10 protein-coding genes are annotated in these 13634 nt (G+C 48.8%); 4 read left to right on the top strand and 6 right to left on the bottom strand.

What is annotated here, in order from left to right:
• Window positions 1–52 precede the first annotated feature (52 nt).
• The 3 genes from CF168_RS09320 to CF168_RS09310 all read right to left on the bottom strand — a co-directional run bounded on the left by CF168_RS09320 (window position 53) and on the right by CF168_RS09310 (window position 4519).
• A complete protein-coding gene (locus CF168_RS09320) occupies window positions 53–511 on the bottom strand; it encodes a GNAT family N-acetyltransferase (RefSeq protein WP_086903259.1) in 459 nt (152 codons plus the stop codon).
• Window positions 512–648: 137 nt separating this feature from the next.
• Window positions 649–2700, bottom strand: coding sequence for an alpha/beta hydrolase family protein (locus CF168_RS09315; RefSeq protein WP_164717957.1), 2052 nt, complete (start codon window positions 2698–2700; stop codon window positions 649–651).
• Window positions 2701–2974: 274 nt separating this feature from the next.
• Window positions 2975–4519 (bottom strand): fumarate hydratase, encoded by a 1545-nt coding sequence (locus CF168_RS09310; RefSeq protein WP_089067676.1) that lies wholly within the window; start codon window positions 4517–4519, stop codon window positions 2975–2977.
• A 121-nt stretch (window positions 4520–4640) separates the two neighbouring features.
• Between CF168_RS09310 and pabB the strand changes: the two genes are divergently transcribed.
• Window positions 4641–6044, top strand: a complete 1404-nt coding sequence (gene pabB, locus CF168_RS09305) for an aminodeoxychorismate synthase component I (RefSeq protein WP_089067675.1) — start codon at window positions 4641–4643, stop codon at window positions 6042–6044.
• Window positions 6045–6069: 25 nt separating this feature from the next.
• A complete protein-coding gene (locus tag CF168_RS09300) occupies window positions 6070–6657 on the top strand; it encodes a CoA pyrophosphatase (protein WP_089067674.1) in 588 nt (195 codons plus the stop codon).
• A gap of 23 nt (window positions 6658–6680) precedes the next feature.
• Here the strand turns inward: CF168_RS09300 and CF168_RS09295 are convergent, their stop codons facing one another.
• On the bottom strand, window positions 6681–7016 hold the full coding sequence (locus CF168_RS09295) for a hypothetical protein (protein ID WP_088211276.1): 336 nt from the start codon (window positions 7014–7016) through the stop codon (window positions 6681–6683).
• 151 nt (window positions 7017–7167) lie between these two features.
• Between CF168_RS09295 and asnS the strand changes: the two genes are divergently transcribed.
• Window positions 7168–8568, top strand: coding sequence for an asparagine--tRNA ligase (gene asnS, locus CF168_RS09290; protein ID WP_086903255.1), 1401 nt, complete (start codon window positions 7168–7170; stop codon window positions 8566–8568).
• Between the two features lie 263 nt (window positions 8569–8831).
• Window positions 8832–9842, top strand: coding sequence for a D-alanine--D-alanine ligase (locus tag CF168_RS09285; protein WP_011622892.1), 1011 nt, complete (start codon window positions 8832–8834; stop codon window positions 9840–9842).
• A gap of 52 nt (window positions 9843–9894) precedes the next feature.
• On the opposite strand, the gene CF168_RS09280 is transcribed toward CF168_RS09285, so the two are convergent.
• The gene (locus CF168_RS09280; RefSeq protein ID WP_086903254.1) at window positions 9895–12153 is read right to left on the bottom strand and encodes a bifunctional diguanylate cyclase/phosphodiesterase; all 2259 of its coding nucleotides are present in this window, start codon (window positions 12151–12153) and stop codon (window positions 9895–9897) included.
• Window positions 12154–12305: 152 nt separating this feature from the next.
• Window positions 12306–13520 carry an RsmB/NOP family class I SAM-dependent RNA methyltransferase gene (locus CF168_RS09275; RefSeq protein ID WP_086903253.1) on the bottom strand — a complete coding sequence of 405 codons (1215 nt, stop codon included), beginning with the start codon at window positions 13518–13520 and terminating at the stop codon, window positions 12306–12308.
• Window positions 13521–13634 lie beyond the last annotated feature (114 nt).

The raw sequence follows: 13634 nt of genomic DNA, 5'->3' as shown, positions 1-13634 counted from the left end.
TTCTCTTCTTCTGATTTTATGTTTTGGTCTTATGGTTAAAGATCGTTATAGATCAAAGCACGAGTTGCATTGGAATATCGCGGATCCCACCGCGCTCGCGAATATCACTTTGTGCAACAAAGCCAAAGTGCTGATAAACAGGCAGCGCATTCACCGCCGAGTTAACGGTAAAAGTGCCGGGATTCCCCTTGGCGAGACACTCAGCTTTGGCAAGCTCCCACAGCTGACGCGACAGGCCTTGCCCCTTGGCAATATCCGCCACAAATAGATGATAAAGATGACTGTTATCCTTCATCCCCACCACACCGACGAGTTCGCCAGCCTCATTCACTGCGACATGATATTGATAACCTAAGGCAAAATAATGAGCCACCGACTCAACCGACATGGCGTTGACTAAGGTTTCAGCGCCCACATCTGTGCAGGTGGGAGCAATATAAACTTGTGTAAGCTGCGTGATTAATGCGCTTATCGCCTCAATATCTGTTGTAGTCGCCGCTCTGATCAGCATCTTCATTCCTTGATAAGTCCAGTGTTTAACTGACTTAGATTCACAATCCTAGTATTAAAAAGCCAGAACAGGGTTCTGGCTTTGGCAACAAGTTAATTGGACTTAATACCCAGTGGATTTAAGTCCATCATCCTCGGTTACTTTTTCGTCCAGCTGTCCATCCAACGGAACACGTTCGCGTACCATTGCTCTAGGTTTTCTGGCTTTAAAATCCAGTGGTTTTCATCAGGGAAAATCAGCAGCTCTGATGGAATACCCTTGCGTTGCATATAGCTGAATGAGGCTAAACCTTGACCATAAGGCACACGGAAGTCTTTCTCGCCATGGATAACCAGCATTGGTGTCTTCCAGTTTTCCACATAGTTTACTGGGTTAAACTTCTCATATAAGGCTTTGTTATCTGAGTAAGTACCGCCAAACTCATGCTCTGGGAACCATACTTCTTCGGTCACATAGTACATAGAGCGCATATCGAACAGACCCGCGTGGTTAACGAGGCACTTAAAGCCATCGTTCCAGTTACCTTGGATCCAGTTCATCATGTAGCCACCGTAAGAGCCACCCAAGGCACAGGCATTTTGTGGATCGAGCCATTTTTGTTGTTGGCTCACCGCTGCCAGACCTTTTTGTAAGTCTTCTAATGGCTTACCGCCCCAATCTTGGCTGATAGAATCGGTAAAGGCTTGGCCATAACCAGTTGAACCGTGGAAGTCCACCATCACAACGCCATAACCCGCGCCAGCCCATAACTGGGCGTTCCAACGACCACTGAAGGCGTTACCAAATGAACCTTGTGGACCACCGTGGACTAGGTATGCAATCGGATACTTTTTGCCTTCTTGGTAGTTAGCAGGTTTGATCCAGTAACCGTAAACATCTTCGTTGTTCCAACCCTTAAAGCTAAATTGTTGGAATTCACCGAATTTGATTTCGGCCAGTTTATCTTTGTTGACTTCAGTCAGACGTTTCAGGCCTTGGCCGTCGGTGTTGATACGATACAGATCGCCCGGCTCAACTAAGGTTTTGCTGTCGAAGATCAGTTGATCGTCGGCGATCGCAATCAGGCTATTGCTGCCGTCGCTGTAGACAGACTGCACATCACCAAACTGAGTATTCACTTTGAAAATAGACACTTGACCAATGTCTTGAGCCGTCACATACAGAGTACGATTGTCCGGTGCAAACATCAGCGAGCTTGGGCTTCTGTCCCACAGCGGTGCCACTTCCTTCGACTGTCCAGTGCTAGTATCACGCAGCATAATGCGGTAACGATCAGCTTCGAAGCCGGGTTTAGTCATCGCGAGGTACGCCATGTAACGACCATCGCTTGAGAATGTTGGCTGGGCGTCCCAAGCGATGTTATCGGCGGTTAAGTTAGTGGCTTTGCCACCGTTCACACTCACCTGCCACAGATCGTAGTTTGTGGTCCAAGCTTGATCTTTACTTGGCGCTTTGGCGCTGTACACCACATATTTGCCATCAGGAGTGAAGGTCACTTCTTCCATGCCTGAGAATGGCTTAGGTGGGGTTTCTGTGTCTAAACCTTGGGTGATGTCCACCACTTTGGTCAGCTTCTCGCCGTTAAGGGCCCCCACAAATAAGTGGTTACGGGCATGATCTTCCCAAGTATCCCAGTGACGCACCATCAACTGTTTGTATTCACGGCCCGTCGATTTACGCTCTTCTTCGGCCTTAAATTTGTCTTTTGAACAAGCTAAGTCTTTACACTCTGGGAATACACGCATGCTAAGCACGATTTGCTTACCATCGTTAGAGAGTTTGTAACCATCGATATCCAATGGCAGATCAGAAACTTGCTGCGCTTCACCGCCCGTTAATGGCAGTTGGAACAGTTGGCTTGAACCACTGCGGCTGGCGAGGAAATAAATCGATTTGTCATCGTTTGCGAAGCTGACATCGTGCTCAGTACCCGCAGCAGAAGTGATCTGCATCGGTTTCGCGTCCGCTTGCGTCAAATCGAGAATATATAAATCTGAGCTCGCCTCTCCCTTGTCATTAACGGTTTTCAGACCGTAGACCAATTTTGTGCCGTCGTGGGACACCGCGGCTGAATGCAATTTGTTGAGTTTAACCAGCTGTTGCACAGTAAAAGGCTTAGGATCGGCCGCGTGGGCTGAGCAGGCCAAACCAGCCGCGCCAAGCGCCAATAGGAGAGGAGCTATTTTCATTGTTATATCCATCTTTTGTTAAACACATTCGGTAGTTGTACCGAATGAACGGTCAAAACGATCATCAATCGTCTTTGTGAAGATAAGTTTGCCACACTAACGAAACAAAAACGCTCAAGCAAGCCAAAAGGCGTACTTGAGCGTATTTTTTTGTGACAAATTGTCAGTCAGCATCGAATGGCATCATTGAGTGCCACCCGCCGCCCTTTCCCACTCAAATTTCGCTTTAAAAAGCGACATTTTTGCAAGAAGGACATTCGCTTAGGCCATTTGCTTAGGCTTTGGCGTTAGCGATATTCACTTTCCAAATCGCAGGGCCAGTTTCATGGGCATTCACGCCGTTTGAGTCTACCGCCACAGTCACTGGCATATCTTGTACGTCAAACTCGTAAATTGCTTCCATACCTAAGTCGGCAAACGCCACTACGCGGGATTTCTTAATGGCTTTCGACACTAAGTAAGCCGCGCCGCCCACAGCCATCAGGTACACAGCTTTGTGCTTCTTGATAGACTCTACGGTCGCTGGACCACGTTCAGCCTTACCAATCATGCCCATCAGGCCGGTTTTATCCAGCATCAGATCGGTGAACTTGTCCATACGGGTCGCGGTTGTTGGGCCAGCAGGACCCACGACTTCGTTACCAACAGGGTCAACTGGGCCCACGTAGTAGATAAACTTGCCAGTAAAGTCCACGCCTTCTGGTAAGCCTTCGCCGCTCTCTATCAGGCTTTGGATACGCTTATGGGCAGCATCACGGCCAGTGAGCATTTTACCGCTTAACAGGATGGTTTCACCGCTCTTCCACTGCTCGATATCGGCTTGAGTGACTGTGTCTAAGTTAACACGGCGCACATCGCTGCCCACTTCGCGGGTGATTTCTGGCCAGTCGCTCAGTGATGGTGGTGCAAGATCAGCAGGGCCCGTACCATCTAAATGGAAGTGTACGTGGCGAGTTGCCGCGCAGTTCGGGATCATCACCACAGGTTTTGATGCTGCATGAGTAGGTGCAGATTTGATTTTCACGTCTAACACTGTGGTTAAACCGCCAAGACCCTGCGCACCAATACCGAGGTTGTTAGCACGCTCGAAAATGTCTAAACGCAGTTTTTCTTCGCTGGTTTCTGCACCGCGCGCCATTAACTCATGGATATCCACGCTTTCCATCAGCGCTTCTTTCGCCAGCACCGCGGCTTTTTCAGCGGTGCCGCCAATACCGATGCCAAGCATACCTGGAGGACACCAGCCCGCCCCCATGGTTGGCAGCGTTTTTTCAACCCAAGCGGCGATATCATCAGATGGGTTTAACATCACCATCTTGGCTTTGTTTTCACTGCCGCCGCCCTTGGCCGCGATAGCAACTTCAATATGATTGCCTGGCACCATATCGATATGCACGACAGATGGCGTGTTGTCTTTGGTGTTTTTACGGCTACCAGCAGGATCAGCCACAATCGATGCACGCAGTGGGTTATCTGGATTGGTATAAGCACGACGCACACCTTCATCGACCATTTGTTGCACGGTCATATCGGTTTTGTCCCACTTAACCCCCATACCAATCTTAACGAAGGTGGTCACAATACCTGTGTCTTGACACAGTGGGCGTTTACCTTCGGCAGACATACGCGAGTTAATCAAAATTTGCGCAATCGCATCCTTCGCCGCCGCACTTTGCTCACGCTCATAAGCTTCGCTCATGGCATCAACAAAATCTTTGGGATGATAATAGGAGATGTATTGCAGGGCATCGGCCACACTTTCAATAAAGTCGGCTTGTTTAATCACTACATTTTCAGACGTTTCATGGTGAGATGACATAGTAGGTGCGCTCCAGCAGCCTTTAGGGCCTTACTTGTTTTTTGTGTAATTCTTTCTGGGCCAATATGATACTCTTTCCCATCTTTTTGGGCTACATCACATTTTTAGATAGGGTTAATTGATGGCAAATAGGGCGGCATTACCGCTGGCAGTACGCCAACTTGACTGGACTTTCAGCACAGCAGCAATCTTCGAACACTTTGCGGCAGAACCTTGGGCGATACTGCTCGATTCAGCCAATGCGGCCCATCAGGACGCTAAATTCGATATGATTTGCGCAGGTCCCATCGCCACCCTCATCACCCAAGGCGAGCAGACTGACATTCAAGTTCATCAGCCTGAATTAGCCAAACCGACTCACCTCAGCCCGCAGGATGACCCTTTTACCCTGGTCAAACAGCTGCTGCGCCATTGGTATCCACACTCTTTTGCCTGCGATTTGCCCTTTAGTGGCGGCGCCATGGGCAGCTTTAGTTATGATTTAGGCCGTCGAATTGAACAGCTCCCCTGCACTGCGGCGCAGGATATTCACCTCGGCGAGATGAATATTGGCTTTTACGACTGGGCATTGATTTTCGATTATCAGCAGCAAAGCTGGTTTATGGTGCACTATTTAGGGGATGCCGCCCTCGATACTCAATTGAAAATAATTGAAGTAAAAATAGCCAAACCCACAAAGCAGGCCGAATTTCGTCTCACAAGCCCTTGGTCGGCGCAGCTGACCAAAGCTGAGTACGCCGCGAAATTTAATCAAGTACAAGCGTATCTGCATAGCGGCGATTGCTATCAAATTAATTTGACCCAGCGCTTTGAAGCGGAGTATCAAGGCGATGAATGGCGCGCTTACTGCAAGCTACGAAGTGCCAATCAAGCGCCCTTCTCCGCCTTTATGCGGCTTGATGCCAACGCGATTTTATCGATTTCGCCCGAGCGTTTTATTCAGCTGCGCGGTGACGATATTCAAACCAAACCGATTAAAGGCACGCTGCCGCGCCATAGCGACCCGATGCTAGATAAGCAAGCAGCGCAAGCCCTTGCCCATTCACCCAAGGATCGAGCCGAAAACGTGATGATTGTGGATTTACTGCGCAATGACATAGGTAAAGTCGCCGCGCCCGGCACTGTACAAGTGCCACATCTATTTGCCGTTGAAAGCTTTCCTGCGGTGCACCATTTAGTCAGTACCGTTACCGCCAAACTCGACCCACAATACCACGCCTGTGACTTGCTGCGGGCGGCCTTTCCCGGCGGTTCGATTACCGGTGCGCCTAAAATCCGCGCGATGGAAATTATTGAAGAGCTGGAACCCTCACGCCGCAGTCTGTATTGTGGCTCCATGGGGTATATCAGCCAAGATGGGCAAATGGACACCAGTATCACCATCCGCACAATCGTGGCAGAGCAAGGTAAACTCTATTGCTGGGCGGGCGGCGGTATTGTCGCGGATTCCAATGTCGATGCAGAGTACCAAGAAAGCTTCGATAAGATAAGCCGCATCTTACCCTTACTCGATAGCCCTCAATAAGCGTCAGGAAACGAATAGGAAGCCTATGGATCAAGCGGAATTTAGACTCAGATTTAATCTGCATCCTTTAGCCACGCAAGATCCCGCGGCTATCCCTCACCTTGGGTTGCGTAAAGCCGCGGTACTGATCCCCTTGCAGGAAATCCAGGGCGAGCTCAATCTGATTTTAACCCAAAGGCCGATGCACCTTAGGGCGCACCCTGGGCAAATTAGTTTTCCAGGCGGCAAAATTGAACCCAGTGACAGCAGCGCCATTACGGCTGCGCTGCGGGAAGCGGAAGAAGAAATTGGTCTTTGCCGGGAAAATGTTGAAGTGATAGGCACTTTCCCCGCCCATAACACCTTTACCGGTTTTGAAATAACTCCAGTGGTGGGCATGATTAAGCAGGATTTTGCCTTAAGGCTCGATCCCGGTGAAGTCGCCGATTGCTTTACCGTGCCCTTAAGCTTTTTTATCGAACCGCAAAATCGCCACCGCAAACAGTTTTTACGCCAAGGGCGTTATTACAGCGTACATTTTATCCCGTATCAGCAACGTTTTATCTGGGGCGCGACGGCGGCGATTATCGATCACCTCTGTCGGCATTTGAGTCTTCCCGAGGAGATGCTGTAAACCGCATTGCTCTTTTGGATAATTCAAATCACAAAATGCACATATAAGCCCGCCGCTAACGAGGTTAGCAGCAGCAAGGGAATATTAAACCAATAACCCAGTTTGCTGTGGTGGGCGACATAGTAATTAAACGCCAGACTTATCAGGCTTATCGCACCGCAACCCCAAATGATGTATTGCAGTAATTCGGTTTCGCTTGGGTCCCAATAGTGTCTGAAGGTTTCACCGCGACTCAAGTAGGATCCGACCTCTCGTTCGGGGCGAGCCTCGCCAAACACCATCAGCGCGTACACCGCCAAGGTCCAGCCCAGAATGGATAATGTGGCGAGGATCATCTGAAATATTTTGACTTTCCGCATACCGCCTCCCAAGTTTTAAGGCACCCTATCACTCAATATTAGTAATATTAACCTCAGGATACCTTTTTCAGCTTGAGAAAAGCCACCAGCAAGGTAATATAAACCTCCAAAAATTTTCATATAAAACGTTTCGTTGGAGAACTAAGCAACAATGAGCATTGCATCGGTCGCTTCTGTATTTAAAGGTGAGTACGCAGTTGGTTCGACAGTCACAGTCCGTGGCTGGGTCAGAACCCGTCGTGACTCGAAAGCTGGCATCTCTTTTTTAGCTGTCTATGACGGCTCCTGCTTTAATCCTATTCAAGGTGTTGTGCCAAATAGCTTAGAAAATTACGACAACGAAGTGTTAAAGCTGACAGCTGGCTGCTCTGTGATCGTAACCGGTGAGATTGTGGAATCTCCTGGCGCTGGCCAAGCCTATGAGCTACAAGTCACAAACGTTGAAGTGACAGGCTGGGTTGAAGATCCAGACACTTACCCAATGGCGGCTAAGCGTCACTCAATCGAGCATTTACGCGAACTGGCCCACTTACGCCCACGTACCAACATCATTGGTGCCGTTGCCCGCGTACGTAACTGTTTGTCTCAAGCGATTCACCGTTTCTACCACGAAAATGGTTTCGTGTGGGTATCTACACCGCTGATCACCGCATCAGACTGTGAAGGCGCGGGTGAAATGTTCCGAGTCTCCACACTGGATATGGAAAACCTGCCACGCACCAGCGATGGCAAAGTAGACTATGACAAAGACTTCTTCGGTAAAGAGGCATTCTTAACCGTATCGGGCCAGTTGAACGGCGAAACCTACGCCTGTGCCCTGTCAAAAATCTATACCTTTGGCCCGACGTTCCGTGCTGAAAACTCAAACACCAGCCGCCACTTAGCGGAATTCTGGATGGTTGAGCCTGAAGTGGCGTTCGCGACCTTAAGCGATATCGCAAGCCTTGCCGAAGGCATGCTGAAATACGCCTTTAACGCCGTATTAGCTGAACGTATGGACGATTTACAATTCTTCGCCCAGCACGTGGATAAAACTGTGATTGAGCGTCTGCAGTCTTTCGTATCAAGTGATTTCGCCCAAGTGGATTACACCGATGCGGTTGAGATCCTGCAAAAATGTGGTCGTGAGTTCGAATTCCCTGTGTCTTGGGGTATCGACTTATCCTCTGAGCACGAGCGTTATCTGGCCGAAGAGCACTTCAAAGCCCCTGTGGTTGTGAAGAACTATCCAAAAGATATCAAAGCCTTCTACATGCGCCTTAACGAAGACGGTAAAACCGTTGCCGCGATGGACGTGTTAGCCCCAGGCATAGGTGAAATCATCGGTGGTTCGCAACGTGAAGAGCGTTTAGACGTACTGGATATGCGTTTAGAAGAAATGGATCTGAACAAAGAAGATTACTGGTGGTACCGCGATCTGCGCCGTTACGGCACAGTGCCACACGCAGGTTTCGGTCTGGGCTTCGAGCGTTTAGTGTCTTACGTGACGGGCGTATCGAACATCCGTGACGTGATCCCATTCCCACGCGCTCCACGTACTGCGAACTTCTAATTTGTCCGTTAAAAGACACATACTTTAAAACGCGCCTCGGCGCGTTTTTTATTGCCCAGTAAAAATGCGTTAAAATTCATCACTCGGTCAAACTCCTTTGCCTGAGTCCTTGCACTTTAGGGGGCAAGAAATCTAAGATGGCTGCGGCTAACTTATGTGTTTAGCGCAGATAAAAGCCCTGTGGCAGGAAGTCACCTAGTCGTCGTTAGTAAGCGAGTTGCAAAAGGCAACTCAACAGCATTTTGCTCAATCGAGGAATCACAATGTCAAAAATCAATTTACTTTTGCTGTGCGGCGGTGGAAGTGCGGAACACGATATTTCCCTACTGTCGGCTAATTATTTTGAAACCTCATTAGCAAAATCCGAGCAGTTTAATGTACTGCGTGTGGTACTGGACAAGTTTGGCCAATACCAAACCGCCGCAGGCGATGACTGTGAGCTGACCAATAACCGCGAAATTCGCTTCCGTGATGAGACCAAGGCGCCTTGGCCTGTGGATTATGTGATCCCTTGTATTCACGGCTATCCGGGCGAGACAGGCGACATTCAGTCTTACTTCAATCTTATCCAACTGCCCTACTTTGGTTGCGAGTCCGAAGCCAGCAGCAACTGTTTTAACAAGATCACCGCTAAGATGTGGTTCAGTGCTCTAGGCATCCCTAACACACCTTATATCTTCTTAAATCAATACGATGATGAAGCGATTGCCCAAACCCAAGCCGCGCTCGAAAACTGGGGTTCGATTTTCGTCAAAGCCGCATCTCAAGGTTCTTCTGTAGGTTGCTATAAAGTCGATGACAGCAGCAAAGTCGCTGGCGTGTTAAAAGATGCCTTCGGTTATGCGCCCTATGTGATTGTCGAAAAAACCATTAAGGCCCGTGAGCTTGAAGTCGCCGTTTATGAGTATCAAGGCGAAGTGGTTGCGACTCTGCCGGGCGAAATCATCTGCGATAGCAATACCTTCTACACCTTCGATGAAAAATACGCCAAGAGCAGTAAGGCCCGCACCGATGTGGTCGCGCAAAACGTACCAACTGACATCAGCGAGCAGATCCGCGCCTATGCAATTAAAGCCTTTAAGGGCATGAAGCTTCGCCATCTGTCACGTATCGACTTTTTCTTAACCCAAGATAATGAAATCCTATTGAATGAAATCAATACCTTCCCGGGTTCGACGCCGATTTCGATGTTCCCTAAAATGTTACAAAACCATGGGCATGATTTTACCGAATACTTAAGTTTGGTGATTAACGGCCAGTTAGCGGCTAAGTGATAAACAAAGAGCGCCTATGGCGCTCTTCTTTTTTGAGGTTAGTTTGAACTCATCAGGAATGGTGATGTGCCGCAGCTTGCTCGGCAAGTAACTCAAAAAATGCCGCCTTGGGCATGGGCTTATAAAAGATATAGCCTTGAATTTCTTGAATATGGTTTTCCATCATCACCTTAAGCTGCGCATCGGTTTCCACCCCTTCTGCCGTCACACTCAAATTCAGCGCATGACTTAAGCGTACAATCGCCTCAATCAGTGCGAGGTGGCGCTCCCCTTCATCTAACCTATCGATAAAACTCTTATCGATTTTGATTTGATCGATCGGGAAATTCGCCAAATAGGATAAAGAGGAATAGCCAGTACCAAAATCATCGAGGGAGATTTTAATGCCTCGGCCGCGTAACTCGTTCAGCACTTGGATTAAATGCACATGCTGTTTCATCAGCAGCGATTCGGTGATTTCTAAGGTGATAAGCTCGTAGGGAAACTCAATTAACCCCAGCTCTTCGATAATATCGGCGAAGGAGTCGCAAAACGCATCCTGCAACTCGTGGGACCAAAACTCAAAGGTCGACACGTTAACCGCTAAATTGATTGGCCACCCCAGTGCTTGCATGTCGATAATGGTTTGCATCACAGCTTTACGTACATAGCGACCAATATTAACGATTAAACCGCTGTTCTCGGCGATAGGAATAAATTCATCGGGGGAAATAAACTGCCCCTCGTGCTGCCAACGCAGTAGCACTTCGGCCCGCAAAACCAGCCCAGTTGTCGCATCCACAATCGGCTGAAAATACAACTCGAAGGCTTCTTGCTCTAAGGCTTGTTTCAACAGTGTATGTAAATTCGCAATACGCTCGGCATTCTGCTGCATTTGCTCGGTGAAAAAATGGTAGCGGTTACGGCCATTGGCCTTGGAGATATACATGGCCTGATCGGCGCAGTTTAAGAGCTGTTCCAAATCCAGCGCATCCTCGGGAAAGCGCGCAATCCCAATACTCACAGAGCTATACACCCCTTTATCTTGGGACAGCTCATAACGGCGATAAACCTGCTGGTTAATTTTCTCCGCCAGTTGTGACAATTCTCTTTGTGTCACAAGGCCCGGCAGCAGCAGCGCAAACTCATCGCCCCCTAGGCGTGAAAATACCGCATGCTCATTTAAACAGGTCTTAATCTGCTCCACGACCTGCACCAGCAGCGCATCCCCTTTGTCGTGGCCGTAGGTATCGTTCACTTGTTTAAAGTTGTCCAAATCCATCAGCATAAAGCTAAAACCTGGGGTTAAGCTGTCGGCGGAGATCAGCTCTTGGATTTGTCTAAACAAGGCATTACGGTTTGCCAGCCCAGTGAGGGAATCATTGTTGGCTTGATACTTAATTAACTGAGCCGCCTTTTTACGCTCACTGATATCAGAAAATAGCCAAGCAAAACCATTCTCGTTGCTATGGGGCTCACGAAACACGGTCACGGTTAAATCGAGGTAAAAGGTTTCACCGTTATTGCGCAGGCCAATCAACTCACCCTGCCACATTTTGCCCTCAGACAGATGTTGAAACAGCGAATCGATTTCGTGGGGCTCAGAGGGAGAGAAAAAGTGTTCGGGGCAAAAATCATGAATATCAGTGGTTTCAGGATAAACCATCTGGGTAAACGCATCGTTAGCATAGAGCACGGAATGGCTGGCATTGGTGATGACTAACGACAGAGGTAGGCGATCAAATATTTTCACCGCAAGGCGCTGAAACTCGAGTGACCGACTGCGCTCTACCGCTAAACTCGCCAGTCTCGCCGCCTCGGCAATCAAGGTTAAATCCGCGGCAGTCGGCGATTTAACCTCCTCATAATACATGGCAAAACTACCTAGAACCTTGCCTTGAGTATCTTTGATGGGTTCAGACCAACAAGCCCTCAGCCCGTGGGTTAATGCAAACTCTTTATAGAGTGCCCAATAGGGATGGTGTTCAATGTCATCGACAATCACCCGCTGACCAGTAAATGCCGCGGTACCGCAGGAGCCAACCCCAGGACCAATTTCGACCCCATGAATGGCTTGGTTATAACTATCGGGTAAATGGGGCGCTGCGCCCGTGAGCAGCTTTTTGCCGTCTTCGCTGAGTAGCAATACGGAGGCATGCGTGCCTAAACGCTGATCTTCAATTTTTAACACTAAAGCATGGAGGATTTCTGCTAATGGCGCACCATTGAGCAGCATAGACAAGATGCCGTTATAGCATTCTAAGCTAACGCTTTGATTAAATTGAGCATTAATCTCGCCGATACTGCCCGTAACCGCAATTCCTTCGTCCATACATCCCTTAGTCATTTAGCGCTTAAGTTAACGACCTTACTAAGATGAACAATCTTTGTAAATCAGGGGTGAATTTTAGGTATTTAGGCGCACTAAAGCAACTTTTCAATGATGGATGAAAACGTGCTTTAGTGGCGGGATAAAACGCGGGTTTATTCTTGAATTCGCTCAAGTTTTGCTAAATAAAAGCCATCGAAACCCGTCTCGGCGGGGCTGATGGTTTCATCTTCGAGTAAACGGAAATTGGGATTTTCCGCTAAGAAAGCATCCACTTGGCCGCGGTTTTCACAGGGGAAAATTGAGCAGGTCGCGTACACCACAATGCCACCAACCTTCACCATGCGGCTATAACTGCTTAAGATATGCTTTTGCAGCTCCATCAGTACCGGCAAACGTTCGGCGGTATCACGCCATTTGGCATCGGGATTGCGCTTTAAAACCCCAAGGCCAGAGCAAGGCACATCGAGCAGTACACGATCGGCGCTGAGTTTTAAGCGTTTAATTGTTTTTGAGCCAACAATTAATCGGGTTTCGATATTGTGGGCACCATTACGGCGGGCGCGTTCCTTGAGGTTGTCGAGTTTCCATTGCTCCACATCCATCGCCAATAAACGGCCTTTGCCCTGCATCTGCGCGGCGATATGTAGGGTCTTGCCACCCGCTCCCGCACAGGCATCGATCACTCGCATTCCCGGTTTGGCATCGAGCGCGGCGGCCACACGTTGTGAGCCCGCATCTTGCTGCTCAAATAGACCGTCTTTAAAGCTGTTAGTGCGAAACAGCGCGGAATCAGAGGTCACTTCAAGGGCGGAATCTACACCTTCCACCGCTTGGGTGGTGACAAACTCGGCCGCCAGTTTTTGCGCGAGCTCATCACGACTCACTTTAAGACCATTGACCCGCAGGAAACGTTTAGGCGGAGTGCTTAAGGCGGCGCGCTCCTTCTCCCAAGATGCACCAAGTTGGGCTTGACCCATAGCATCTAACCATTCTGGGCAACCGTGCCAAAGTACGGGTTGGCGCTGCGCCTGCTCGATACGCTCGGCTAAACGCTCGGCATCGACTGGCAAGGAATACTGCATCTTAGGCAGTTCTAGCTTGTGGAATAAATGCCACACATTAAGCAGCTTGGAGCCTAAACGCTCCATTTCTTCCGGCTTAATTTCGGCTAAGAAACAATACAGATTTAACCGGCGCAAAATATCGCCCGTCACAGTGGCAATACGCGCCTGTTCGGCGGGTACTAACTTTAACCCCGAAAAATGCTGAGAATAGGCCCGGTCTAAGGGTTTTCCTTCGCTCAGTACCATAGCTAAGATACTGATCACTAATTCATTCGAGCTGGCAGAAAGCGGAGAATTCAACATTTACAGGTCACCGTGAGTAATAAAACCGAGGGATCATAGGAGGTCAGGCACTAATACGCAAGTAAACTGATGCCCAGTCGCCTTTTAGAGGCAAAAAAGTCCAATAAAAAAGCG

It is taken from the genome of Shewanella bicestrii, assembly GCF_002216875.1.
Classification (GTDB): domain Bacteria; phylum Pseudomonadota; class Gammaproteobacteria; order Enterobacterales; family Shewanellaceae; genus Shewanella; species Shewanella seohaensis.
Note: the sequence above shows the minus strand (reverse complement) of the source record. Positions and strands in the feature narration are given on the sequence as shown.

Bases quoted from the DNA above. Each gene is read 5' to 3' on its own strand.
- CF168_RS09280 (WP_086903254.1), bottom strand. From the start codon at position 12,153: ATGGACGAAGGAATTGCGGTTACGGGCAGTATCGGCGAGATTAATGCT.
- pabB (WP_089067675.1), top strand. From the start codon at position 4,641: ATGGCAAATAGGGCGGCATTACCGCTGGCAGTACGCCAACTTGACTGG.
- CF168_RS09310 (WP_089067676.1), bottom strand. From the start codon at position 4,519: ATGTCATCTCACCATGAAACGTCTGAAAATGTAGTGATTAAACAAGCC.
- CF168_RS09295 (WP_088211276.1), bottom strand. From the start codon at position 7,016: ATGCGGAAAGTCAAAATATTTCAGATGATCCTCGCCACATTATCCATT.
- CF168_RS09300 (WP_089067674.1), top strand. From the start codon at position 6,070: ATGGATCAAGCGGAATTTAGACTCAGATTTAATCTGCATCCTTTAGCC.
- CF168_RS09320 (WP_086903259.1), bottom strand. From the start codon at position 511: ATGCTGATCAGAGCGGCGACTACAACAGATATTGAGGCGATAAGCGCA.
- CF168_RS09285 (WP_011622892.1), top strand. From the start codon at position 8,832: ATGTCAAAAATCAATTTACTTTTGCTGTGCGGCGGTGGAAGTGCGGAA.
- asnS (WP_086903255.1), top strand. From the start codon at position 7,168: ATGAGCATTGCATCGGTCGCTTCTGTATTTAAAGGTGAGTACGCAGTT.
- CF168_RS09315 (WP_164717957.1), bottom strand. From the start codon at position 2,700: ATGAAAATAGCTCCTCTCCTATTGGCGCTTGGCGCGGCTGGTTTGGCC.
- CF168_RS09275 (WP_086903253.1), bottom strand. From the start codon at position 13,520: ATGTTGAATTCTCCGCTTTCTGCCAGCTCGAATGAATTAGTGATCAGT.